We start from the raw sequence: 25,011 nt of genomic DNA, 5'->3' as shown, positions 1-25,011 counted from the left end.
GCCCCTCCCAGAGAGCTTCAAGACTGCAAGGAGCCGCACCTGTGAGCAGTGCCGACGACCAGACCACGACGACGAGCAGCGAGCTGCGCGCCGACATCCGCCGACTGGGTGACCTGCTCGGCGAGACCCTCGTCCGGCAGGAGGGCCCCGAGCTCCTGGAACTGGTCGAGCGGGTTCGCCGACTGACCCGAGAGGACGGAGAGGCCGCCGCGGAGCTGCTGCGCGGCACCGAACTGGACACCGCGGCCAAGCTGGTACGCGCCTTCTCCACCTACTTCCACCTGGCGAACGTCACCGAGCAGGTGCACCGCGGGCGTGAACTGCGCGCCAAGCGCGCCGCCGAGGGAGGCCTCATCGCCCGGACGGCCGACCGGCTCAAGGACGCAGACCCCGAACACCTGCGCGAGACCGTCAGGAACCTCAACGTGCGCCCGGTGTTCACGGCGCACCCCACGGAGGCCGCCCGCCGGTCCGTCCTCAACAAGCTCCGCCGTATCGCCGCGCTCCTGGAGATCCCCGTCCTCGAGACCGACCGGCGCCGCCACGACATCCGCCTGGCCGAGAACATCGACCTCGTCTGGCAGACCGATGAGCTGCGTGTCGTCCGCCCGGAACCCGCCGACGAGGCCCGCAACGCGGTCTACTACCTGGACGAGCTGCACGCCGGCGCCGTCGGCGACGTCCTGGAGGACCTCACCGCCGAACTGGAACGTGTCGGCGTCAAGGTGCCCGACGAGACCCGCCCCCTCACCTTCGGCACCTGGATCGGCGGCGACCGCGACGGCAACCCCAACGTCACCCCCGAGGTCACCTGGGAAGTGCTGATCCTCCAGCACGAGCACGGCATCAACGACGCGCTGGAGACGATCGACGAACTGCGCGGCCTCCTCTCCAACTCGATCCGCTACGCCGGAGCCACCGAGGAACTGCTGCAATCCCTCCAGGCCGACCTCGACCTGCTGCCCGAGATCAGCCCCCGCTACAAGCGCCTCAACGCCGAGGAGCCCTACCGGCTCAAGGCCACCTGCATCCGCCAGAAGCTCGTCAACACCAAGCGCCGCCTCGCCAGGAGCACCCGGCACGAACGGGGACGGGACTACCTCGGCACCTCCGAACTCCTGAACGACCTGCGCATCATCCAGACCTCGTTGCGCGCCCACCGCGGCGGCCTGTTCGCCGACGGCCGCCTCGCCCGCACCATCCGCACCCTCGCCGCCTTCGGCCTCCAGCTCGCCACCATGGACGTCCGCGAGCACGCCGACGCGCACCACCACGCCCTCGGTCAGCTCTTCGACCGGCTCGGCGAGGAGTCCTGGCGGTACGACGACATGCCGCGCGAATACCGGCACAAGCTGCTCGCCAGGGAACTGCGCTCCCGGCGCCCCCTCGCCCCCACCCCGGCCCCGCTGGACGCGGCCGGCGCCAGGACCCTCGGCGTGTTCGAAACGGTCAAGCGGGCCATGGAGGCCTTCGGACCCGAGGTCATCGAGTCGTACATCATCTCCATGTGCCAGGGCGCCGACGACGTGTTCGCCGCCGCCGTCCTCGCCCGCGAGGCCGGCCTCGTCGACCTGCACGCCGGCTGGGCGAAGATCGGCATCGTTCCCCTCCTGGAGACCACCGACGAGCTCAAGGCCGCCGACACCATCCTGGAGGACATGCTCGCCGACCCGTCCTACCGCCGCCTGGTCGCCCTGCGCGGCGACGTACAGGAGGTCATGCTCGGCTACAGCGACTCCTCCAAGTTCGGCGGCATCACCACCTCCCAGTGGGAGATCCACCGCGCCCAGCGCCGCCTGCGCGACGTCGCCCACCGCTACGGCGTACGCCTGCGGCTCTTCCACGGCCGCGGCGGCACCGTCGGCCGCGGCGGCGGCCCCACCCACGACGCCATCCTCGCCCAGCCCTGGGGCACCCTGGAGGGCGAGATCAAGGTGACCGAACAGGGCGAGGTCATCTCCGACAAGTACCTCATCCCGTCCCTGGCCCGGGAGAACCTGGAACTCACCGTCGCCGCCACCCTCCAGGCCTCCGCCCTGCACACCGCCCCCCGCCAGTCCGTCGAGGCACTGGCCCGTTGGGACGCCGCCATGGACGTCGTCTCCGACGCCGCCCACACCGCCTACCGCAAGCTGGTCGAGGACCCCGACCTGCCCGCCTACTTCTTCGCGTCCACACCGGTCGACCAACTCGCCGACCTCCACCTCGGCTCCCGACCCTCCCGGCGCCCCGACTCCGGCGCGGGCCTCGACGGGCTGCGGGCCATCCCCTGGGTCTTCGGCTGGACCCAGTCCCGGCAGATCGTGCCCGGCTGGTACGGCGTCGGATCCGGCCTCAAGGCACTGCGCGAAGCCGGCCTCGACACCGTCCTCGCCGAAATGCACGAACAGTGGCACTTCTTCCGCAACTTCATCTCCAACGTCGAGATGACCCTCGCCAAGACGGACCTGCGGATCGCCCGCCACTACGTCGACACCCTCGTACCCGACGAGCTCAAGCACGTCTTCGCCACCATCGAGGCGGAACACGAGCTGACGGTCCGTGAAGTCCTGCGAATCACCGGCGAGAAGGAACTGCTCGATCACCACCCCGTCCTCAAGCAGACCTTCGCCATCCGCGACGCCTACCTCGACCCGATCTCCTACCTCCAGGTCGCCCTGCTGGGACGCCAGCGCGAAGCGGCGGCCACCGGCGCCGAGGCGGACCCACTGCTGGCCCGGGCCCTGCTGCTGACGGTGAACGGTGTGGCAGCGGGCCTGCGCAACACCGGCTGACCCCGCCCCACACACGACGGTGCCCCCGTACTCGTCACCAGGACGAGCACGGGGGCACCCTCATGCCCGGCGGACGTCAGCCGCGAGAGGCCTTGCGACGTCGCAGCACCAGGAAGCCGCCCACGGCCACCAGCGCCGCAGCGGCACCCGACAGCAGGCCCACCGGGGCGCTGCTGCCGGTCTCGGCCAGGTCGCCGTCGGGGCCCGGCGTGGACGGAGAGGCCGTGGCCGACGGGACCGTTCCACCCTCACTGGCGGACGCACTCGGCGAGGACGTCATCCCGGCCGAGCCCGAAGGCGCGGGCGACTCGGACGACGAGGGCGGCTCCGAGGACGAAGGCGACTCGGAGGACGAGGGCGACTCCGGCGACGAAGGCGACTCGGACGACGAGGGCGACTCCGACGGCGAAGGCGACTCGGTGGCGGGCGGCGTCGTACCGCCACCGCCGCCCGAGTCCTTGCAGTCCGTCCAGAACATCTTGTGCTTGGCGGCGCCCTTCTCGCCCTTGAAGTTCCAGAACAGCTTGTAGTGCCCGTCGGGCAGCGACAGGTCATCCGTACGGCCGTGGCCCTCGGAATCCAGCACCATGGCACCGGACTTCACCGTCTCACCCTTGGTGGCGGCGGTCGGAGCCCAGGCCTCGATGTGCCAGTCGACCTGCTGGACCTTGTCGAAACCGAAGGCGTCCAGATAGAACGTGCAGACGTGCGGCTCGTTGCGGCGAAGCTCCTCACCGGTCTTGGCGTCGTGGATCTTCACCGTGCCGTTGTCACCGGGAGCGGTGGCGTGCGCGGCCGGCGCAACAAGCAGCGCGGCAGAAACGCCGGCGGTCAACGCGCCGGCGCGAATAAGGGTACGCATGGGAAAGGTCCATCTTCGAGAAGCGAAAGGGACGATATGGGGGGTCAGTCAAGCATCAGCCCCATCTGACGACTGGTCAATCACGAACAGACAACAAACAGTCCTGTCACAGAGTCGACACCACCCGAACACCCTCAGAGCGTGACAAAAGCGGCCGCGAGCACCACGACCCCCGCACCCGCCAACACCCACCCCGCACGCACCAGCCGCAGCCCGCCCGCCACCACCACCGAGGCCAGCAACAACGCCCCACCCAGCGGCACCCACGCGTACAGAACCCCGGCCGGACCCGAGCGCACGACATCGTCCGAGCCCGGCTTCACGACCACCGCGTACGTCTTCCCCCGCTTCACCGCGACCGTCTTCTCGATGACCACGCTCCCGCGCGCCCTCGCCCCGGCCGACAACGGTGTGAAGGGACCACTGCACATGTCCGGGCCGCACCGCATCACCTCGATCGTGCCGCGCTCACGGCCCTTGGGCAGCATCACGTACTGCGCGGTGCCCCAGGAGCCCCAGAAGCCGGCGATCAGAAGCAGTACGGCGACCGCACCCATCGCCGCGAGCCGCCCGAACCGCAGCACCGCGACCGTGCCCTGAGAGGAGGAGACGGCAGAAGGCATGCCGGCGATCCTTGGTCATGGCTCTGCGCCCGGTCAACCCGGGCCCCATCCCGAAGACGACAAGTCCCGAGTTGTACCCACGTATCGACGCCCACACAGCCAAAGTCCCAGACGATCTCAGGAGTTGTACGTGCTCTGCGCCCGCTCCAGCCCCTCGATGACCAGGCACTCCACCGCGTCCGCCGCCCGGTCCACGAAGTAGTCCAACTCCTTGCGCTCCGCCGACGAGAAGTCCCGCAGCACGAAATCGGCCACCTGCATACGACCTGGAGGACGCCCGATCCCGAACCGCACCCGGTGATAGTCCGAACCCATCGCCTTCGTCATCGACTTCAGGCCGTTGTGACCGTTGTCGCCACCACCGAGCTTGAGACGAAGGGTGCCGTAGTCGATGTCCAACTCGTCATGCACGGCAACGATGTTCGCCACCGGCACCTTGTAGAAATCGCGCAACGCGTTCACCGGACCACCCGACAGGTTCATGAACGACATCGGCTTCGCCAGGATCACCCGGCGGTTCGCCGGACCAGGAGGACCGATACGGCCCTCCATCACCTGCGCCTGCGCCTTGCCCGCACGCTTGAACTTCCCCCCGATCCGCTCGGCCAGCAGATCAGCCACCATGAACCCCACGTTGTGCCGGTTCATGGCGTACTCGGATCCGGGATTGCCCAGGCCCGCGATCAGCCAGGGGGCGCCTGCGGAGGTAGTCACCTTCATGTCTCCTTGATACGCGCCAGCCGCTGCCCCTCCCGGGAACAGCGGCTGACGAAACGATGACAGCGAGGATCAGGCCTCGGCGGCCTCTTCACCCTCACCCTCGGCCGGCGCTTCCTCCGCCTGCGCGGCCAGCACCTGAAGGACCACCGCGTCCTCCTCGACCGCCAGGGTCACACCGGACGGCAGCGTGACGTCCTTGGCCAGGACGGACGCACCGGCCTGCAGACCCTCGATCGACACGGTCAGAGCCTCGGGGATGTGCGTCGCCTCGGCCTCGACCGGCAGCGCCGACAGCACGTGCTCCAGCAGGTTGCCACCGGCAGCCAGCTCACCCTCGGTCTGGACCGGAATCTCGACGGTGACCTTCTCGCCGCGCTTCACCAGCAGCAGGTCGACGTGCTCCAGGAAACCCTTCAGCGGGTCACGCTGCACGGCCTTCGGAATCGCCAGCTCGTTGGCCTTGCCGTCGATGTCCAGAGAGATAAGGACGTTCGGCGTACGCAGCGCCATCAGCAGCTCGTGGCCCGGAAGCGTCAGGTGCAGCGGGTCCGAGCCGTGGCCGTACAGCACACCCGGAACCTTGTTGTCACGACGGATACGGCGCGCGGCACCCTTACCGAACTCGGTGCGCGTCTCGGCGGCGATCTTCACCTCGGACATGGTCACTCCTCGTAGAAACCAGTGAATCGACTGGGGGTTCCCCGCTCGAACGGAGTCGAGACTGGGGGAGTCACCCGGCCACGAACGGCCTGCTACGAAGAGCGCGTCGATAACGGACCGCCGTACCCCAATGAGTACGGCCTCCCTCGCCGAGCAACTGCAACAGTCTACTCGGAGAGGGAGGCCGCACCCAAAACGATCTCCGCCGGCTCTACCGGCGCAATCTCACTGCTCGTCGAAGAGGCTCGTCACCGAACCGTCCTCGAACACCTCACGCACCGCACGCGCGATCGTCGGCGCGATCGACAACACCGTGATCTTGTCCAGCTCCAGCTCACCCGGGGTCGGCAGCGTGTTCGTGAAGACGAACTCACTCACCTTCGAGTTCTTCAGACGGTCGGCCGCCGGACCCGACAACACACCATGCGTCGCCGTGACGATGACATCCTCCGCACCATGCGCGTACAACGCGTCCGCCGCCGCACAGATCGTGCCACCCGTGTCGACCATGTCGTCGACCAGGACACACACCCGGCCCTTCACCTCACCCACGACCTCATGCACCGTGACCTGGTTCGCGACGTCCTTGTCACGACGCTTGTGCACGATCGCCAGCGGCGCACCCAGACGGTCGCACCAGCGGTCGGCGACCCGCACCCGGCCCGCGTCCGGCGAGACGACGGTCAGCTTCGAGCGGTCCACCTTCGCACCCACGTAGTCCGCCAGCAGCGGCAACGCGAACAGGTGGTCCACCGGGCCGTCGAAGAAGCCCTGGATCTGGTCCGTGTGCAGATCCACCGTGAGAATGCGGTCCGCACCGGCCGTCTTCATCAGGTCCGCGATCAGACGCGCCGAGATGGGTTCACGCCCACGATGCTTCTTGTCCTGCCGCGCGTAACCGTAGAACGGCACGATCACGGTGATGGAACGGGCCGACGCACGCTTCAACGCGTCGATCATGATCAACTGCTCCATGATCCACTTGTTGATCGGAGCCGTGTGGCTCTGGATCAGGAAGCAGTCCGCACCACGCGCCGACTCCTGGTAACGAACGTAGATCTCGCCATTGGCGAAGTCGAAGGCCTTCGTCGGGACGACCCCGACACCCAGCTGGTGGGCGACCTCCTCGGCAAGCTCGGGGTGGGCGCGCCCGGAGAAGAACATCATCTTCTTCTCGCCGGTCGTCTTGATCCCGGTCACAGCACTGTCTCCTCAGAGGTGTCTCAGCTGGGTGTCCAGAGGCCGTAGCCGCCGCCGCGGCTGGATGCGAACGGCCGTATCAGCTGGGTGGGGGTGCGGGTGTGCACTTATCACGGTACGCCGTGTCAGACGCACCTGTTTCCGGTCAGCCTTCGCGTCCCGGCTCCCGGGAGGTCGCCTCGGCCGCCTTCGCCGCCGCGCTCCCCGGACGCTTCCGAGCCACCCAACCCTCGATATTCCGCTGCTGACCACGGGCCACGGCCAGCGAACCGGGCGGCACATCCTTGGTGATCACAGAGCCCGCGGCGGTGTAGGCGCCGTCCCCGATCGTGACAGGAGCCACAAACATGTTGTCCGAACCAGTACGGCAATGGGACCCCACCGTCGTGTGGTGTTTGTCCTTTCCGTCATAGTTCACGAAGACGCTCGCCGCACCGATGTTCGTGTACGCGCCGATCGTCGCGTCGCCCACGTACGACAGGTGCGGCACCTTCGTACCCTCACCGATCGAGGCGTTCTTCGTCTCCACGTACGTCCCGATCTTCGACTTGAGACCGAGACGCGTACCCGGGCGAAGATAGGCGAACGGACCGACGCTCGCCTGCGGCCCCACCACCGCGCCGTCGGAGACGGTGTTGTCCACACGCGCCCCCGCACCCACCCGGGTGTCCTTCAGCCGCGAGTTGGGGCCGACCTCGGCCCCCTCCTCGAGATGAGTGGAGCCCAGCAACTGCGTACCCGGCTGCACGATCGCGTCCTGCTCGAAGGTGACGGTCACATCGACCCACGTGGTGGCCGGATCGACGATCGTGACCCCCGCGAGCATGGCGCTCGTGAGAAGCCGGTCGTTCAGGATGCGACGCGCCTCGGCGAGCTGGACCCGGTTGTTGATACCGGCGATCTCCCGGTGGTCGCCCGCGACGGACGCACCGACCCGGTGCCCGGCCACGCGCAGGATCCCGAGAACGTCGGTGAGATACTCCTCACCCTGGCTGTTGTCGGTGCGGACCTTCTTCAACGCGTCGGCGAGCAGTGACCCGTCGAAGGCGAACACCCCGGAGTTGATCTCCCTGATCGCCCGCTGTCCCTCGTCGGCGTCCTTGTGCTCGACGATCCCGGTCACAGCACCGGTGGCGTCGTCGCGGACGATACGGCCGTAGCCGGTGGCGTCGGGAACCTCGGCGGTGAGCACGGTGACGGCGTTGCCGTCCTCGGCGTGGGTGGCGGCCAGCCGGCGGAGCGTTTCACCGGTGAGCAGCGGGGTGTCGCCGCACACGACGACGACGGTTCCCTCGACGGACCCACCCAGCTCCTGGAGAGCCATCCGGACCGCGTGCCCGGTCCCCTTCTGCTCGGCCTGGACAGCGGTGCGCACACCCGGATCGACGTGGGTGAGGTGCTCGGTGACCTTCTCCCGGGCGTGACCCACCACGACGACCAGGTTCTCGGGTTCCAACTCACCTGCGGCGGCGAGGACATGCCCGACCAGGGAGCGGCCGCAGATGTCGTGCAGGACCTTGGGTGTGGCCGACTTCATACGGGTGCCCTCACCCGCTGCGAGAACGACGACGGCTGCCGGGCGATTGGCGCTCACGGGGATGCCCTTCGGCTTCATGGGGTGGGGTGGACATCCGCAGGATACCGGGGCGTTTGTGGGGGGACATGAGAGTGGGCCCTGACCTTGGGGTCAGGGCCCGAACCTAGGCTTTGTGTGCTGTGGCTCCCCCGCAAGGATTCGAACCTTGTCCTGCTGGTACCAAAAACCAGTGTGCTGCCAGTTACACCACGGGGGACGGCGCTTCAGACCTTACCGGAGACGTGCCTGCGCTTGGGTCACGATTCCCTTCCACCAGCCCTCGATCCGGCGGTAGAGGTCAGCGCTCTGGAGGACGCGGATCACGAGACAGCCGCGGTAGTCCTCGCCCACGTTCTTGCGGACAGTCTTGGGGTTGTGCTTCTTGATGGTCGTCTTCTGGAACTCGGAGGCGTCCACACCTACCAGATCGGCCCAGTACTGCTTCGCTCCTTCGACGTCTCCCGTCATGTGGATCATGACTCGGTACCTCAGGCGTTCACGCTCCACGCCGAGCAGATCGAGCCAGGCAAGGAAGGTCTGAATCACGCTGGGGTCGCTGTTGACGAAGAGCACGTTCTCGCGCCTGGCGTATGGCTTGTCCTTAGTACCCTCGGCCCAGTAGAGGGCCACGCCCGCGATGAACAGCTCGCGGTCCGACAGTTCGCCGATGGCGGCGGACGCGGCCTGCTTGGTCGCTTCTCGCTCACGAGCCCGCGAGGCATACAGGTGCGCGAGCCCCGCGTTCATGCGCGCCCTCTGCTCCTCTGGCGTGCACTTGGGTTCCGGGTGTGGCAGATCTCGCACCCAAAGCGACACCGAACTCTTCGAGCAGCCCAGTTCTGCCTGGATCTGGTTGTACGTCCAACCCTGCTTGCGCAGCTCGCGTGCCCGTTCTCGGAGGTCGTCCTTCGCGCGGGGGCGTTTCGTCCACTCCGGTGGCGGCTCGCCTTCGACGAGGCGCTGGAGGGTCTCCTTGTTGTGAACCTGAAGCTCGTCGCGGATCTGCCGAAGGCTGTAGCCCCCGCGCCGGAGCGCCACCGCCCGCTCCCTGAGCTCCTCGAAGTCGGCGTACTTGCCCCCTGTGTGTGCCATGGGCATAACCTCAGGCGGAATCCGGGCTTCCGGGGTCGAACGGTGTGTGATTCAGCAGTTCGAGGGATACCGGATGGTTTCGCTTCTGTTCGATTACGGAGTGTGGTGTGACGTCTCAGTCGAAACTCGCCGGAAAACCCCCGTCCCGCGCCCGTAGGCTGGAGGCATGACCACGACGGGGGAAGTCCACACCGGGGCCAGGGGCGGGCCCTGGTGGTGGGGGCGGTGGCGCAGTGCCGTACTCGATGTCTCGCTCGGTGCGGTGTCCGCGCTGGAGTGCGCGGTCGAGGGGGTCCAGTTCTCACGGGACGCGGGGTTGCCCGTGCCCGTCGGGACGGTGTTCGGCCTGTTCGCGGGGGCCACGCTGCTGCTGCGGCGGCGCTGGCCGATCGCGGTGGTGCTCGTCTCCATCGCCATCACGCCCGCCCAGATGGGCTTCTTGATGGGTGTCGTCGGGCTGTACACGCTCGCCGCCTCCGAACTGCCCCGGCGGATCATCGGCGCGCTCGCGGGCATGTCGGTCGTGGGGATGTTCATCGTGACGTATGTGCGGGCGCAGCAGGGCGTGGTGCGGGGGGATCTGTCGATCGCCGGTGGGTACATTCCGTTCCTTTCCGTCACCACGGCTCTGGGTATGGCTGCTCCTCCGGTGCTGCTCGGGTTGTATGTCGGTGCCCGGCGACGGCTGATGGAGAGCCTGCGGGAGCGTGCGGACTCGTTGGAGCGGGAGCTGATGCTGCTTGCCGAGCGGGCCGAGGAGCGTGCGGAGTGGGCGCGGAACGAGGAGCGGACGCGGATCGCGCGGGAGATGCATGACGTCGTTGCTCATCGGGTGAGTCTGATGGTTGTGCATGCGGCGGCTCTGCAGGCGGTGGCCCGTAAGGATCCGGAGAAGGCTGTCAAGAACGCCGCGTTGGTGGGGGACATGGGGCGGCAGGCTTTGACGGAGTTGCGCGAGATGCTCGGGGTTTTGCGTAGCGGGGAGGGGTTCGTGGGCGGGGCGGATCGGTCGGTGCCGCTCGCTGCGGTGGGGGTGGCGGCAGCCGCGGCGGCGTCCCGGGCTGTCGATGACTTCGCCGATGGTCCCTGTATCGCTGAGCTGGGGGAGTTGGTCGGGCAGTCGGCGGCGGCCGGGATGGTGGTGCGGCTGTCGGTGGAGGGTGAGGTGCGCGCGTATGCGCGCGAGGTGGAGCAGACGGCGTATCGCGTGGTGCAGGAGGCGCTGACCAACGTGCACAAGCACGCGGCCGGTGCGAAGACGCATGTGCGGCTGGCGCACCGTTCCGCGGAGATCGCGATGCAGGTGGAGAACGAGCCGCCGCCGGAGCAGGGTTCGGGGGCGGTGGCTGCGCGGCTGCCCAGTGGCGGTAATGGTCTGGTGGGGATGAAGGAGCGGGTCAGCGCGCTGGGTGGGGTGTTTGTGTCGGGGCCGACGGACGCGGGTGGTTTCCGGGTGTCGGCGGTGATTCCGGCCGAGTTCGTCTGAGGGTTTCCCGCGTTGTCATCCGGCTGTCAGGCGTTGGGGTGCGGTGCCTGCCAGCAGGGTGGTGAGGCCGTGGTCGATGTCGGGGCCCAGGTACCAGTCGCCGGTGTGGTCGAGGGCGTAGACGCGGCCTTCGGTGTCGATGGCGAGCAGGGCGCGGCTGTCGGGTTCCTCGCCGAGGGGGCAGACCTCGGTGTCGAGGGCGCGGCCGAGGTCGCCCAGGGTGCGGGCCATGTGGAGGCCGTGCAGGGGGTCGAGGTGGAGGGTGGTGGGGGCGAGTTGGCGGCCGGGGCCTTGTGTGGTGATGTGCAGGCCGCCGAATTCCGCCCATGCCTCGACGGCTGCGGGGAAGACGGTGTGTCGGTGGCCGGCTGGGGATTCGTGGCTGCGCAGGGTGTCGGCCCAGAGTTCGGCCTGCTTCATGTTCCAGCGGCCGGGTTGCCAGCCGGCGGTGCGCAGTGCGGTGTCCACGGTTACGGAGAAGCGTGCGGTGGAGGGTTTGGGGGAGGTGGGGCGGTCGGCGTGCATCTGCCCTTCGTTCGTCGGGTGTCGTGGGCCGGTGTGGGCGCCGTCGTGCGGGTCGTGTGGGGTGGGGCTGGGGTGGGGGTCAGTTCTGTGTGGTGGGGTCGATGATGCGTACGCCGAAGTGGTCGCTGAGTGCGGTGCAGGCGCGGCAGGGTGTGGCGAAGCTGCCGTGGAGCGGGTCGCCGTCCTCGCGGATGCGGCGGGTGGTGAGTTTGGCCTGTTTGAGGGCTTTGCGGGCTTCGCCGTTTGTCATCGGTTTGCGGGAGGCGCGTTTGCTGCGGGCGGCGTCGGCGGCGGTGATGTGGCGTGAGATGAGGATGGCTTCGGCGCAGCGGCCGGTGTAGCGGTCGCGCTGGGTGCTGGTGAGGGTGTCGAGGAAGTCCTGGACCAGTGGGTGCAGGGCGGGTGGTTGGTCGCCGCGGGCGGCGGTGCCGGTGAGGGTGGTGCCGCGGACGGAGAGGGCGGCGGCGATGGTGGGGAGTATGCCGTCGCGGCGGTGGCGGAGGGCGGGGGCGGGGGTGGCGTCGGTGGCGCTCCAGCCGATGCGTGGGTCTCCGTGTGTGTCTGTCTGTGTCGCGTTCATGATTGTTTTCCCCTCCCGTGCATCCCCCCGACGGGACACAGACTGCCAAATGCCGTGGCTGCTGCGGAAGCTGGGGCGTGGTGACACGCCCATGTTCGGTGTTCTGTCACGGTGGGGTGACGGCTGGTCACGGTGTTGCCGGGTCGTTGGGGTTGGAACCGGAGGCCCGGTGACCGGTGTCGTCGTACCGCATAGGCTGTCGGCGTCCACGATCCGTATTGCCGTACAGGCCAGACAGAACGCCGCAGGGGGCAACCGCCATGACGACAGGTCGGCTCGGGCTGGGGGCGCCTCCCGGCCGCCAGGCCGGGGGACACGCCGCGCCGCCGAACGCGGCCTACGCCGGGCAGGTCGTGCACTTTCCCGATCCGGTGCGGGCTGCTCGCCACCCGAGAGGGGTGCGGGTGGACGAGTACGGCTACCCCGACTTCTCGCCGTATGCGCGTGCAGCCGCGGAGATCGCGGAGCCGCCGGAGGGTTTCGGCGTGGACGAGTTGCGGCTGACGGATTATGTGTCGGCGAACGCGGCGCTGGCGGCGTCGGGGCACGATCTGTGGGACACGATTCCGGCGGTGGCGACCCCGCACGGCTGGACCTGGCATCACGTGCCGGGGGTGCGTCGTCTGGAGTTGGTCCCGGTCGAGGTGAAGGCGCTGCTGCGCCATCACGGTGGGATCGCGACGGCGCACGTCGATCAGGGCAAGCGGGGGACGCGGCCGTTGCAGGAGACGCGGCCCGCGCACTTCGGGCTGCCGAAGTCGTCGGTGGCGGTGTCGGAGCAGCAGGTGCAGGGGGTCGAGGAGGACCTGGGGTATCGGCTGCCGGGCGCCTATCGGTCGTTTCTGAAGGCGGCGGGTGGTTGTGCGCCGGTGGGTGCGGCGCTCGACGCGGAGTTGGGGTTGTTGGTCGACCAGCCGTTCTTCACGGTGCGTGATGAGGCGGCGGTCAATGACCTGGTGTATGTGAACAAGTGTCTGCGGGACCATCTGACCAAGGATTACCTGGGTGTCGGGTTTGTGCAGGGTGGTCTGCTGGCCGTGAAGGTGAAGGGTGACCGGATCGGTTCGGTCTGGTTCTGTGCGTACGACGATGCGCGTGATGTGGATGCGTCGTGGCCGCCGGCTGAGCGTGTGCGGCGGCTGTTGCTGCCGTGCGGTGATGATTTCGACGATTTCCTGTCCCGGCTCGCGGGGCATCCGCCGGAGTTGGAGACCGTGGCGAGCCTGATGGTGGACGGTGGGTTCGCGCGTGCGGTGCCCGTGTCGTCGGGTGGGGAGTGAGTTCGGGCGATGGTGACGTTCGCGCAGGCGCAGGAGCGCGCCGAAGAGTGGATCAACGGTGACGTGTCGTCGTACCAGCATCGTGAGGTGCGGGTGCGGGAGTTCGAGCTCGGGTTCGTGGTGTGGGCGGAGGACCGGAGTGAGGGGCCTCGGTCGGACGGGGGCGCGCAGCGGCTGGTCATCGCCCGGGACAGTGGTGAGGCGACGCTGTGGCCGGGTCTGCCGGTGGGTGAGGTGATCCGCCGGTACGAGGAGGAGTACGGGGCGAAGGGCGCGGCGGAGCAGTCGGCGCCGGCGCCTGCGGCCCGGGTGGATCTGAATCAGACGTCGTTCCTGTTGAGCCCGCCGGAGTGGCTCCAGGAGGCGGCGGACAAGATGGGTATTCCGGATCGTCGGCAGGGCGGCGGGTCGTCGTCCGGTGTGTCGGACGAGGCCGGTTCCCGTTCGGCGTCCGGGCCGGCTGTTTCGGCGGGTACGGATTCCGGGGCGGCTGCGGGTGGCGGGGCGTCGGGTGCTTCGTGGCCTGCTGCCGGGGGCGGCGACGGGGTGCGGGACGAGGTGTCGGACGGGTCCGCGGGGGCGACGCCGTGGGCGGGGGCCGATATCAGCGACGAGGCGGATGAGGACCGTTCGGTGCCGCTGCCGGCAACTGTGTTCGCGCCGCCGCTGGGTGATGTCGACGGTGATACGCCGCCGCCCACGTCCACACCGGATGCGAAGACCGCGCTGATGGCGGGCGGCAGCCAACTGCCGCGTACGGCGGTGGCTCCCGCGCTGGATGAGCGGCAGATGCCCGGAACCCCGCCGCCGGGTGTGCCGGCTACGCCGCCTCCAGGTGCTCCGCAGCAGGGTTCTTCGGGTGGTCCCGGTATGCCTCCGCCTGGTGCTCCGCAGGCTGCTGGTGTGCCCGACTCGTCTCAGCCTCCGGCCGATTCGGCCGTGTCCGGGCGGCGGTTGGCGCCGAACGCCGGTGACATCGCCGACGCCGCGACCAGCAAGGCGGCGCCTCCGCGAAGTGCGCACGCCGGTGGTGCGCCCCATCCGCCGGGCACCCCTGGTGCGCCGGGTGTGCAGCCGGGTGCCACGCCGCCGAGTACTCCGGCGGGCGGCTATGTGCCCACGCAGTTCGTCTCGCAGCTCGACCCGGACGGCCCCGAGGGCGCGGCGGGGCCGGGTGCGCCTGCGCCGGGTGCTCCGCAGCCTCCGGGTGCGCCGAAGTCGCCGGGTGGTACGCCTGCGGGTGGTGTGCATCATGCGGCCACGATGCTCGCGGACCCGGGCCGGGGCGGTCTGGGTGCTCCGGGTGCCCCTGGTACCCCTAATCCTCCGGGCCCGCCTGGCGCTCCCGGTCAGCCCGGAGTACCCAACCCGCCCGGTCCGCCCGGTGCTCCCGGTCAGCCGGGTGCGCCTGCGCCGGGTGCTCCGCAGCCTCCGGGTGCGCCGAAGCCGCCGGGTGGTACGCCTCCGGGTGGTGTGCACCATGCGGCCACGATGCTCGCCGACCCGGGCCGGGGCGGCCTGGGTGCCCTTGGCGCGCCGGGTGCCCCTGGTGCACCAGGGGCACCCAACCCTCCGGGCCCGCCCGGCGTGCCTCCGGGTGCTCCGGGAGTTCCCGGTGCTCCGGGTGCACCCGCCGCGCCCGGTGCCGGGCATCCCGCCGCGGCCATGCCGGCCGGTGGTCCGGGCGTGCCCCCGCCGCCTTCGGGTGTTCCCGGTATGCCGGCCGGTTTTCCGCAGCCCGTACCGGGGCAGCAGCCGGCCTACGGCTATCCGCAGTCCGGTCAGCCGACGGTCGGTCCCGGCTACCAGGCCGTGCTGCGCTACCGCGCGCAGGACGGCTCCGAGCAGCAGCTGATCCGCCGTTCGGCGCCGGGCACCCCGCACCCGGAGTGGCAGATCTTCCACGAGCTGCGCGCGATGAACGTCCCGCCGGACCAGGTGCTGGAACTGCACACGGAGCTGGAGTCGTGCGAGCTGCCGGGCGCCTACTGCGCACGGATGATCCGGGAGAACTGGCCGCAGGCGCGGATCACCAGCATCGCCCCGTACGGCACCGACCATGCCTCGCGCCAGCAGGGCATGCAGCAACTGCTCGCGCACCAGGGTGAGTTGCATCAGGTGGCGGACGGTCCGGCGCGCCCGGGTCCGGTACGCGCCCCGCTGCCGCCGGTGCAGCCCGCTCCGCCCGTCCCGCCGGAGGGTGCCGCGCAGGAGCTGGCTGGTTCCTTCGGGCCCGGGATCTTCCGGTTCGATCAGGTCGCGGTCTCCCGGCAGGGCGTGCCGCCGGTCGTGGCCCACACCCTGATGGTGGCCGGACTGCCCCTCGACATGGGCCCCTTCTTCTGGGCTCAGGCCCAGCCGGGCCGCCCGGTGCCGACGCTGGCCGAACTGGCGCAGGAGCGCGGGGTGCAGCCGGGCCCGGACGCGGGCTCGTACCTCGTCGTGGGCAGCGACTTCGGCAAGGCGATCTGTGTGCAGTACGGCACGGCGAACATCGTCGCGGTGCCCGTGGAGGCGGGTCCGGGCGGAGCGTCCGTACCGCCGCAGTTCGTGAACACGGGTCTGCCCGAGTTCGTGCGCTGTCTGGCGCTGCTCGGCCGGATGTGGCGGCTGCGGTACGGGCTCAACCAGGAGCAGGCGGGCCGCTGGACCGTCGACTTCCAGGCCCAGCTCGCCTCCCTCGACCCGGCGGCTCTGGGCTCTCCGGAGGCCTGGTGGTCGGTGGTGCTGGAGCAGATGTGGGACGGGCTGTTGTGAGCCGTTCCTGACGTGCCGTCAAGGGCCGGTTCGATCGTGCGACTTCGTGCGATCGGACCGGCCCTTTCGTGTATGTGGCGGCACTCGCGTCTTTTGTGCCCGGCTTCATTCGCTGCGGATGCGCGGAGTGTCGTGTTATGAGCGCTTACGCCTGATCCATCAAGATGTGCGCGAAATCATCGGTTAGTGTGGGTCAGATGGAGAGGGGTCTCACGATGGGCAGCGCATCTGAGCCGCCGCACGGCTTCCCGTCCGTGCGGCGCGGTTACCGCCCCGGCCAGGTCGACGCGTACATCGCGACCCTCTCCCGGGAACGAGACGCCGCCTGGGAGCGGGCCGCCCGGCTGACCGTGCTGGCCAGGGAGATGGAGGCCGACCTGGCGCTGCTGCGCGAGACGGTGGCGCAGCTACCCCAGCAGACCTACGAGTCCCTCGGTGAGAGGGCGCAGCAGGTGTTCGCCCTGGCACAGGAGGAGAGCACGGCCGTACGGGAGGACGCCCGGCGGGAGGCGGAGTGCCTGGTCGCCGAGGCGGAGGAGGAGGGCCGGCGGGTGCGGGAGGCCGCGCAGGCGTACGCCGACGAGGTGCTCGGCGAGGCCGAGGAGCGGATCCGTACCCGGCTGCTGGCCGCGCGGGCCGAGGCCGACGACGTACGGATCCAGGCGCGGCGCGAGGTGAAGGAGAGGCGCGGGGAGGCGCTGACCGCGCTGCGCGAGGTGCGGCAGCGTACCGAGGGGCTGCTCGCCGACCAGGAAGCGGAACAGGCCGAGCGCCTGGAGGTCCAGGAGCGCGAGGCGGCCGAACGGGCGGCGGCGCTGGACGCGGCTGAGGCGGATCGGGCGGCACAGGCGAAGGTCGCCCTGGCGGAGGCGAAGCGGGCGTTCGCCGAGGCCCAGAAGTCGGCCCGGCGGATCCAGCGGGACGGCCAGGCGCGCGCCTCCGAGGTGGTCGCCGAGGCGAGGGTGCGGGCCGACCGCGTCGCCCGTGAGACGGAACGGGTGTTGCGGGAGCACAGCGAGCAACGGGACTGCGTACAGGCCCAGATGGACCACGTACGCCACAGCCTCGCCACCCTCACGGACCGGGCTCCGGCGGAGTAGCCGCCGCCAGTACCTCCGCGGGCCGCTGCTGTGCACCGAACGGGGTTGGTACTGCCGACTGCCGACTGCACGCCCATCGACTCGTGCACGCTTATCGACTCATGTCCGGCAGGGGAGTTGACCATGACGCGGCGGGAGGGTGGAGCCTGACTGAGCCCACGGGGGGAGCCGACCCTGAGAAAGGCTCCACCTGCCGGTGGACCGCCCCTAGGGGTATCTCCCCACAAGGGCTCGGGGAGGGTTCGTACCGGCGGAGGACGAAAGGGCGCGAGGGGCGTCCTTAACCTGGCTTTACGCCGCTGGGGGGGGCGGTCGACACGCACGGGGGTCGTGCCGGCCGCATCGGAAGGGGTGGGGTTTTCCCCAGTCGAGGACGGGGTCGTGCACCAGCGCGCCCGGACCACCTCCGGCACCAGACTTATCGACGTATCCAGCACGCACCGACGTGGCGTGGCACCACGCGTTCCGCTAGCTGTTCGGACAGGGAGAACTGACATGACATCGGCCGTGACCATTCCCAGGCACGAGGGCACTGGAGGGCGTACGGCCGTTGCCGCGCGGGCACGACAGGTCGTCAAGGCGTACGGAGCCGGGGAGACCCGCGTCGTCGCCCTCGACCACGTCGACGTCGACATCGCCCGCGGCCAGTTCACCGCGATCATGGGCCCCTCTGGGTCCGGCAAGTCGACGCTGATGCACTGCCTCGCCGGCCTCGACACGGTGACGGGCGGCCAGATCTTCCTCGACGAGACCGAGATCACCGGCCTGAAGGACAAGAAGCTCACACAGCTGCGCCGGGACCGTATCGGCTTCATCTTCCAGGCGTTCAACCTGCTGCCGACGCTGAGCGCGATCGAGAACATCACGCTGCCCATGGACATCGCCGGGCGGAAGCCGGACGGGGCTTGGCTGGAGCGGGTCGTGGAGACCGTGGGGCTCGCCGGGCGGCTCAAGCACCGGCCGAACCAGTTGTCCGGCGGTCAGCAGCAGCGGGTGGCCGTGGCACGGGCGCTGGCCGCCCGGCCCGAGATCATCTTCGGTGACGAGCCGACCGGAAACCTGGACTCCCGCGCGGGCGCCGAAGTCCTCGGCTTCCTGCGTCGCTCGGTCGACGAGCTGGGCCAGACCATCGTGATGGTCACACACGACCCGGTGGCCGCCTCCTACGCGGACCGGGTGCTGTACCTCGCCGACGGCCGGATCGTCGACGAGATGTACCAGCCGACGGCGGACCAGGTCCTGGACCGGATGAAGGACTTCGACGCCCGGGGGCGCACGTCATGACCGTCCTGAAGACCTCGATGCGCAACTTCTTCGCGCACAAGGGACGCATGGCCCTGTCCGCCATCGCGGTGCTGCTGTCGGTGGCGTTCGTGTGCGGCACGCTGGTGTTCACCGACACGATGAACACGACGTTCGACAAGCTCTTCCAGGCGACGGCCTCGGACGTGACGGTCAGCCCCAAGGACGCGTCCAGCAGCGGGGAGACCACCTCCCGCACCGGCAAGCCGCCGGTCCTGCAGGCCTCCGTGGTCGGTGAGATACGCAAGGCCGAGGGTGTGAAGTCGGCCGACGGCACGGTGTTCTCGACCTCGGTGACCGTCGTCGACGCCGACAAGGAGAAGTTGTCGCCCGGCAACGGCCCGACCATCGTCGGCGGCTGGAACAGCAACGACGCCCGCACCATGAAGATCACCTCCGGTGCGGTGCCCAAGGGCCCCGACCAGGTCATGGTCGACGCGGACACCGCCGACAAGCACCACTTGAAGCTGGGCGACGAGATCGGCCTGATCACCGTCGTCGGCACGCACCGCGCCCACGTGTCCGGCATCGCCGACTTCACCGTCACCAACCCCGGCGCGGCGATCTTCTACCTGGACAAGAAGACTGCCCAGCAGACCCTGGTCGGCCGGACCGGCGTGTACACGAACGTCAACGTCACCGCCGCCCAGGGGGTCACCGACGACCAGTTGAAGAAGAACGTGACGGCCGCGCTCGGCCACGGCTACAAGGTGCAGACCGCCAAGGAGGTGGCCGACGCCAACCAGAAGGAGATCGGAAGCTTCCTGAACGTGATGAAGTACGCGATGCTCGGCTTCGCCGGGATCGCCTTCCTCGTCGGCATCTTCCTGATCGTCAACACCTTCTCGATGCTGGTCGCCCAGCGCACCCGTGAGATCGGCCTGATGCGCGCCATCGGCTCCTCCCGCAGGCAGATCAACCGGTCCGTGCTCGTCGAGGCGCTGCTGCTCGGCGTGGTGGGTTCCGTGCTCGGAGTGGGTGCGGGCGTCGGCATCGCGGTCGGTCTGATGAAGCTCATGGGCAAGGCGGGCATGCACCTGTCCACGGATGACCTGACCGTCGCCTGGACCACCCCGGTGATCGGTGTGATCCTCGGCGTGATCGTCACCGTCCTCGCCGCCTACCTGCCCGCCCGGCGGGCGGGGAAGATCTCCCCGATGGCCGCGCTGCGCGAGGCCGGCACCCCGGCCGACGCCAAGGCCGGTGTCGTACGCGCCGTGATCGGCCTGCTCCTCACCGGCGCAGGCGGCGCGAGCCTGTACGTGTCCGCCACCGCGGACGCGGCCAAGGGCGGCTCGGCCTGGCTGGGCCTGGGTGTGGTGCTGACCCTGATCGGCCTCGTCGTCGTCGGCCCGCTGCTCGTGGGCGGCCTGGTCCGTGTCCTCGGTGCGGTCATGCTGCGGGTCTTCGGGCCGGTCGGGCGGATGGCCGAGCGCAACGCCCTGCGCAACCCGCGCCGTACCGGTGCCACCGGCGCCGCGCTGATGATCGGCCTGGCCCTGGTGGCCTGCCTGTCGGTGGTCGGCTCCTCCATGGTCGCCTCCGCCAATGACCAGCTCGACAAGAGCGTCGGCGCGGACTTCATCCTCGACAGCGGCGAGAGCCGGATCATCAACCCGCAGGCGGTCGAGGCGGTGAAGTCAGTGCCGAACCTGGCCCGGGTCACCGAGTTCAGGCAGGTGGACGCGTCCCTGACCACCCCGGACGGGGCCGTCCTCAAGGACGAGAAGATCGACGCGGCCGACCCGAGCTACGCGCAGGACCTGCGCACCGAGACGGTCACCGGCACGCTCGCCAAGGCCTACGAGCCGGACTCGATGTCCGTCCCTGAGGGCTTCGCCGCCGAGCACGGCATCAAGCTCGGCTCCACCGTCGCGGTGAACTTCACGGACGGGACGACGGCGAAGCTGACCGTCCGTGCCATCACCAGTGACGACGTCGTCTTCAACAAGGGCGCGATGTTCGCCTCTATCGCCACGGTGGCCAAGTACGTGCCCGCCGACAAGATGCCGCTGGACCTGATGGTCCTGGCCACGGCCAAGGACGGTCAGCAGGAGGCCGCCTACAAGGCGCTCAAGTCCGCGCTGCACGAATACCCGCAGTACACCGTCCGCGACCAGACCGACTACAAGAAGGCGCTGCAGGACCAGATCGGCCAGATGCTGAACATGATCTACGGGCTGCTGGCGCTCGCGATCATCGTCGCCGTCCTCGGCGTGGTGAACACACTCGCCCTGTCCGTGGTCGAGCGGACCCGGGAGATCGGTCTCATGCGGGCCATCGGCCTCTCCCGCCGCCAACTGCGCCGCATGATCCGCCTGGAGTCCGTGGTGATCGCCGTCTTCGGTGCTCTGCTGGGCCTTGGCCTGGGCATGGTCTGGGGCACGACCACGCACAAGCTCCTCGCCCTGGAGGGCTTCGAGACGCTGGACATCCCCTGGCCGACGATCACCTACGTCTTCATCGGCTCGGCCTTCGTGGGCCTGTTCGCCGCCCTGGTCCCGGCATTCCGGGCGGGCCGGATGAACGTACTGAACGCGATCGCCACGGACTGACGACCGGCGAGCGCGAGGGGACCTCCACGGACGGGGGTCACGGACAAGGCCCGGGGCCGGGAAGTCAGCGGACTTCCCGGCCCCGGGCCCGTGCGCTTCGGTCGCCCGCGTCATCCACAGCCCCACCGGCCACGCCGTCGGCGTCGTAGGCTGGACTCACCCCCGGCCCGCGACGCGTGTCGGGCCTGCCGCGTTGCCCACCTCCGGACGGAAAGCCCTCCTCCATGAGCCTGCACGGTCTGCTCGACGCCGTCGTCAAGGACCCCGCCCTCGCGGAAGCGATCTCCGCGGCCGGTGACGGCAATCGCATGCACGTCGACCTCGTCGGCCCTCCCGCGGCTCGCCCCTTCGCGGTCGCGGCCCTGGCACGCGAGGCCGCCCGCCCCGTCCTCGCGGTGACGGCGACCGGCCGCGAGGCCGAGGACCTGGCCGCGGCGCTGCGCTCGCTGCTGCCATCGGAGAGCGTCGTGGAGTACCCCTCCTGGGAGACGCTCCCGCACGAGCGGCTCAGCCCGCGCAGCGACACCGTGGGCCGCCGCCTCGCCGTCCTGCGCCGCCTGGCCCACCCACGGCCCGACGACCCCGAGACCGGCCCGGTCTCCGTCGTCGTCGCGCCCGTACGCTCGGTGCTCCAGCCGCAGGTCAAGGGCCTCGGCGACCTGGAACCGGTCGCCCTGCGCACGGGCGAGCAGGCCGATCTGAACGAGGTCGTGGAGGCCCTCGCCGCGGCCGCGTACTCCCGGGTGGAGCTGGTCGAGAAGCGTGGCGAGTTCGCCGTGCGCGGCGGCATCCTCGACGTCTTCCCGCCCACCGAGGAACACCCCCTGCGCATCGAGTTCTGGGGCGACGACGTCGAGGAGATCCGCTACTTCAAGGTCGCCGACCAGCGCTCCCTGGAGGTCGCGGAGCACGGGCTGTGGGCACCCCCGTGCCGTGAACTGCTGCTGACGGACGAGGTGCGCCGACGGGCCGCCTCCCTCGCCGAGCGCCACCCCGAACTCGGCGAGCTGCTCGGCAAGATCGCCGAGGGCATCGCCGTCGAGGGCATGGAATCCCTGGCCCCCGTCCTGGTCGACGACATGGAACTGCTGCTCGACGTGCTGCCCGCGGGCGCCATGGCCGTCGTGTGCGACCCGGAGCGGGTACGGACCCGGGCCGCGGACCTGGTGGCGACCAGCCAGGAGTTCCTGCAGGCCTCCTGGGCGGCCACGGCCGGAGGGGGAGAGGCGCCGATCGACGTCGGCGCGGCCTCCCTGTGGTCCATCGCGGACGTCCGGGAGCGGGCGCGCGAGCTGGGCATGATGTGGTGGTCGGTGTCGCCGTTCGCGGCGGACGACGAACTGGACGCCCTGGACGGGGACACCCTCAAGCTCGGCATGCACGCCCCCGAGACCTACCGCGGTGACACCGCGAAGGCGCTCGCCGACACCAAGGGCTGGCTCGCCGACGGCTGGCGCACGGTGTTCGTCACGGAGGGCCACGGCCCGGCCTCCCGCACCGTCGAGGTCCTGGGCGGCGAGGGCATCGCCGCCCGCCTGGACGCCGACCTCGGCACGCTGTCCCCGTCGGTCGTGCACGTGGCCTGCGGCTCGATCGACTACGGCTTCGTGGACCCGGCCCTCGAACTCGCCGTGCTCACCGAGACCGACCTCTCCGGCCAGAAGGCGGCCGGCCGCGACGGCACCCGCATGCCCGCACGCCGCCGCAAGATGATCGACCCGCTGACCCTGGAGTCCGGCGACTACATCGTCCACGAACAGCACGGCGTGGGCCGCTACATCGAGATGGTGCAGCGCACCGTGCAGGGCGCCACCCGCGAGTACCTGGTGGTGGAGTACGCGCCGGCCAAGCGCGGCCAGCCCGGCGACCGCCTCTACATCCCCACCGACCAGTTGGAGCAGATCACCAAGTACGTCGGCGGCGAGGCCCCGACCCTGCACCGACTGGGCGGCGCGGACTGGACGAAGACGAAGGCACGCGCGAAGAAGGCGGTCAAGGAGATCGCCGCGGACCTGATCAAGCTGTACAGCGCGCGCATGGCGGCCCCCGGCCATGCCTTCGGCTCGGACACACCGTGGCAGCGCGAGCTGGAGGACGCCTTCCCCTACGCGGAGACCCCCGACCAGCTCACCACGATCGCCGAGGTCAAGGAGGACATGGAGAAGTCGGTCCCGATGGACCGTCTGATCTGCGGCGACGTGGGATACGGCAAGACGGAGATCGCGGTCCGGGCCGCGTTCAAGGCGGTGCAGGACGGCAAGCAGGTGGCGGTGCTCGTGCCCACCACCCTGCTGGTGCAGCAGCACTTCGGCACGTTCGGCGATCGCTACTCCCAGTTCCCGGTGAACGTACGGGCGCTGTCCCGGTTCCAGACGGACACGGAGGCGAAGGCGGTCCTGGAGGGCCTCAGGGAAGGCTCGGTCGACGTCGTCATCGGCACCCACCGGCTGTTCTCGTCGGAGACGAAGTTCAAGGACCTGGGCTTGGTCATCGTCGACGAGGAGCAGCGCTTCGGCGTTGAGCACAAGGAACAGCTGAAGAAGCTGCGCGCGAACGTCGACGTGCTGACGATGTCCGCGACCCCGATCCCCAGGACCCTTGAGATGGCGGTGACGGGCATCCGCGAGATGTCCACCATCACGACCCCGCCGGAGGAACGTCACCCGGTGCTGACCTTCGTCGGCCCCTACGAGGAGAAGCAGATCGGCGCCGCCGTCCGCCGCGAACTGCTGCGCGAGGGCCAGGTCTTCTACATCCACAACCGGGTGGAGTCGATCGACCGGGCCGCGGCGCGCCTGCGCGAGATCGTCCCCGAGGCACGCATCGCCACGGCCCACGGTCAGATGTCGGAGCAGACGCTGGAGCAGGTCGTCGTCGACTTCTGGGAGAAGAAGTACGACGTCCTGGTCTCCACGACGATCGTCGAGTCGGGCATCGACATCTCCAACGCGAACACGCTGATCGTGGAGCGCGGCGACAACTTCGGTCTCTCCCAGCTGCACCAGTTGCGCGGCCGCGTCGGCCGGGGCCGCGAGCGGGGCTACGCCTACTTCCTCTACCCGCCGGAGAAGCCGCTGACGGAGACCGCCCACGAGCGCCTGGCGACCATCGCCCAGCACACGGAGATGGGCGCGGGTATGTACGTGGCGATGAAGGACCTCGAGATCCGCGGCGCCGGCAACCTGCTCGGCGGCGAACAGTCCGGCCACATCGCGGGCGTGGGATTCGACCTGTACGTGCGGATGGTCGGCGAGGCGGTCGCGGACTACCGCGCGTCCCTGGAGGGCGGTGTCGAGGAGGAGCCGCCCCTGGAGGTCAAGATCGAACTCCCGGTCGACGCGCACGTCCCGCACGACTACGCGCCCGGAGAGCGGCTGCGTCTGCAGGCCTACCGGGCGATCGCCTCCGTGAACACGGAGGAGGACATCAAGTCCGTGCGTGAGGAACTCGTCGACCGCTACGGCAAGCTGCCGGAGCCGGTCGAGAACCTCCTGCTGGTGGCGGGTCTGCGCATGCTCGCCCGTGCGTGCGGTGTGGGGGAGATCGTCCTGCAGGGCAACAACGTCCGCTTCGCCCCGGTGGAGCTGAGGGAGTCCCAGGAGCTGCGGCTCAAGCGGCTGTACCCGGGAACCGTCATCAAGCCGGCCACGCACCAGGTGCTGGTACCACGCCCGAAGACCGCGAAGGTGGGCGGGAAGCCGCTGGTCGGGCGGGAGATGCTGGGCTGGGCCGGGGAGTTCCTGGCGTCGATCCTGGGCTCGTAGGACGCACGGGGGCAAGTCACCGCGTACCGGCGGGCGGAGGGGATTCTCGCCGGGCGTGTTTCACCACCGGCCGCACAACCGGAGTACATCCGTGGACGGTTGGGCGCCCGTAGGAGCATGACGCATCGCCAGTTACCGTGGGACCAGGGAAAACG

Annotated in this window: 17 protein-coding genes and 1 tRNA gene; 8 read left to right on the top strand and 10 right to left on the bottom strand. The window is 69.6% G+C overall.

Features of this window, described 5'->3' with window-relative positions; all coding sequences use genetic code 11:
- The first annotated feature begins 41 nt into the window (after nt 1-41).
- A complete protein-coding gene (gene ppc, locus ACWDEX_RS02175; protein WP_450461212.1) occupies nt 42-2,774 on the top strand; it encodes a phosphoenolpyruvate carboxylase in 2,733 nt (910 codons plus the stop codon).
- Nucleotides 2,775-2,850: 76 nt separating this feature from the next.
- On the opposite strand, the gene ACWDEX_RS02170 is transcribed toward ppc, so the two are convergent.
- From ACWDEX_RS02170 to ACWDEX_RS02135, 8 genes are all read right to left on the bottom strand, one after another.
- A complete protein-coding gene (locus ACWDEX_RS02170) occupies nt 2,851-3,636 on the bottom strand; it encodes an LPXTG cell wall anchor domain-containing protein (RefSeq protein ID WP_450461211.1) in 786 nt (261 codons plus the stop codon).
- Between the two features lie 134 nt (nt 3,637-3,770).
- Nucleotides 3,771-4,259 carry a hypothetical protein gene (locus ACWDEX_RS02165; RefSeq protein WP_450461210.1) on the bottom strand — a complete coding sequence of 163 codons (489 nt, stop codon included), beginning with the start codon at nt 4,257-4,259 and terminating at the stop codon, nt 3,771-3,773.
- 117 nt (nt 4,260-4,376) lie between these two features.
- Entirely contained in the window at nt 4,377-4,979 is a 603-nt protein-coding gene (gene pth / locus ACWDEX_RS02160; protein ID WP_450461209.1) for an aminoacyl-tRNA hydrolase, read from the bottom strand.
- 69 nt (nt 4,980-5,048) lie between these two features.
- The gene (locus ACWDEX_RS02155; RefSeq protein ID WP_450461208.1) at nt 5,049-5,639 is read right to left on the bottom strand and encodes a 50S ribosomal protein L25/general stress protein Ctc; all 591 of its coding nucleotides are present in this window, start codon (nt 5,637-5,639) and stop codon (nt 5,049-5,051) included.
- Nucleotides 5,640-5,864: 225 nt separating this feature from the next.
- On the bottom strand, nt 5,865-6,839 hold the full coding sequence (locus ACWDEX_RS02150) for a ribose-phosphate diphosphokinase (protein WP_450461207.1): 975 nt from the start codon (nt 6,837-6,839) through the stop codon (nt 5,865-5,867).
- Between the two features lie 145 nt (nt 6,840-6,984).
- Nucleotides 6,985-8,433 (bottom strand): bifunctional UDP-N-acetylglucosamine diphosphorylase/glucosamine-1-phosphate N-acetyltransferase GlmU, encoded by a 1,449-nt coding sequence (gene glmU, locus ACWDEX_RS02145; protein ID WP_450461206.1) that lies wholly within the window; start codon nt 8,431-8,433, stop codon nt 6,985-6,987.
- 123 nt (nt 8,434-8,556) lie between these two features.
- A tRNA-Gln gene (locus tag ACWDEX_RS02140) sits at nt 8,557-8,632 on the bottom strand.
- A gap of 14 nt (nt 8,633-8,646) precedes the next feature.
- Nucleotides 8,647-9,507 (bottom strand): hypothetical protein, encoded by an 861-nt coding sequence (locus tag ACWDEX_RS02135; protein ID WP_450461205.1) that lies wholly within the window; start codon nt 9,505-9,507, stop codon nt 8,647-8,649.
- A 166-nt stretch (nt 9,508-9,673) separates the two neighbouring features.
- Here ACWDEX_RS02135 and ACWDEX_RS02130 point away from each other — a divergent pair, with 166 nt between their 5' ends.
- Entirely contained in the window at nt 9,674-10,993 is a 1,320-nt protein-coding gene (locus ACWDEX_RS02130; protein WP_450461204.1) for a sensor histidine kinase, read from the top strand.
- Between the two features lie 15 nt (nt 10,994-11,008).
- Here ACWDEX_RS02130 and ACWDEX_RS02125 read toward each other — a convergent pair whose 3' ends face one another.
- Together ACWDEX_RS02125 and ACWDEX_RS02120 are read right to left on the bottom strand one after the other, a co-directional pair.
- Nucleotides 11,009-11,518: an SUKH-3 domain-containing protein gene (locus tag ACWDEX_RS02125; RefSeq protein ID WP_450461203.1), complete on the bottom strand. Its 510-nt coding sequence runs from the start codon at nt 11,516-11,518 to the stop codon at nt 11,009-11,011.
- Between the two features lie 79 nt (nt 11,519-11,597).
- Nucleotides 11,598-12,098 (bottom strand): YwqJ-related putative deaminase, encoded by a 501-nt coding sequence (locus ACWDEX_RS02120; protein WP_450461202.1) that lies wholly within the window; start codon nt 12,096-12,098, stop codon nt 11,598-11,600.
- Between the two features lie 260 nt (nt 12,099-12,358).
- Between ACWDEX_RS02120 and ACWDEX_RS02115 the strand changes: the two genes are divergently transcribed.
- From ACWDEX_RS02115 to mfd, 6 genes are all read left to right on the top strand, one after another.
- The gene (locus tag ACWDEX_RS02115) at nt 12,359-13,378 is read left to right on the top strand and encodes an SMI1/KNR4 family protein (RefSeq protein WP_450461201.1); all 1,020 of its coding nucleotides are present in this window, start codon (nt 12,359-12,361) and stop codon (nt 13,376-13,378) included.
- A 9-nt stretch (nt 13,379-13,387) separates the two neighbouring features.
- Entirely contained in the window at nt 13,388-16,135 is a 2,748-nt protein-coding gene (locus ACWDEX_RS02110; RefSeq protein WP_450461200.1) for an SUKH-4 family immunity protein, read from the top strand.
- Nucleotides 16,136-16,350: 215 nt separating this feature from the next.
- Nucleotides 16,351-17,235: a DivIVA domain-containing protein gene (locus ACWDEX_RS02105; RefSeq protein ID WP_450461199.1), complete on the top strand. Its 885-nt coding sequence runs from the start codon at nt 16,351-16,353 to the stop codon at nt 17,233-17,235.
- Between the two features lie 495 nt (nt 17,236-17,730).
- The gene (locus ACWDEX_RS02100) at nt 17,731-18,519 is read left to right on the top strand and encodes an ABC transporter ATP-binding protein (RefSeq protein ID WP_450461198.1); all 789 of its coding nucleotides are present in this window, start codon (nt 17,731-17,733) and stop codon (nt 18,517-18,519) included.
- The gene (locus ACWDEX_RS02095) at nt 18,516-21,092 is read left to right on the top strand and encodes an ABC transporter permease (protein ID WP_450461197.1); all 2,577 of its coding nucleotides are present in this window, start codon (nt 18,516-18,518) and stop codon (nt 21,090-21,092) included. Before ACWDEX_RS02100 ends, ACWDEX_RS02095 begins: the two co-directional genes overlap by 4 nt.
- 224 nt (nt 21,093-21,316) lie before the next feature.
- Nucleotides 21,317-24,856, top strand: a complete 3,540-nt coding sequence (mfd, locus tag ACWDEX_RS02090) for a transcription-repair coupling factor (protein WP_450461196.1) — start codon at nt 21,317-21,319, stop codon at nt 24,854-24,856.
- The last annotated feature ends 155 nt before the right edge of the window (nt 24,857-25,011 follow it).

This window comes from Streptomyces sp. NPDC001020, assembly GCF_053599115.1.
The sequence above is the reverse complement of the archived record's forward strand: the minus strand, read 5'-3'. Positions and strand labels throughout refer to the sequence as shown.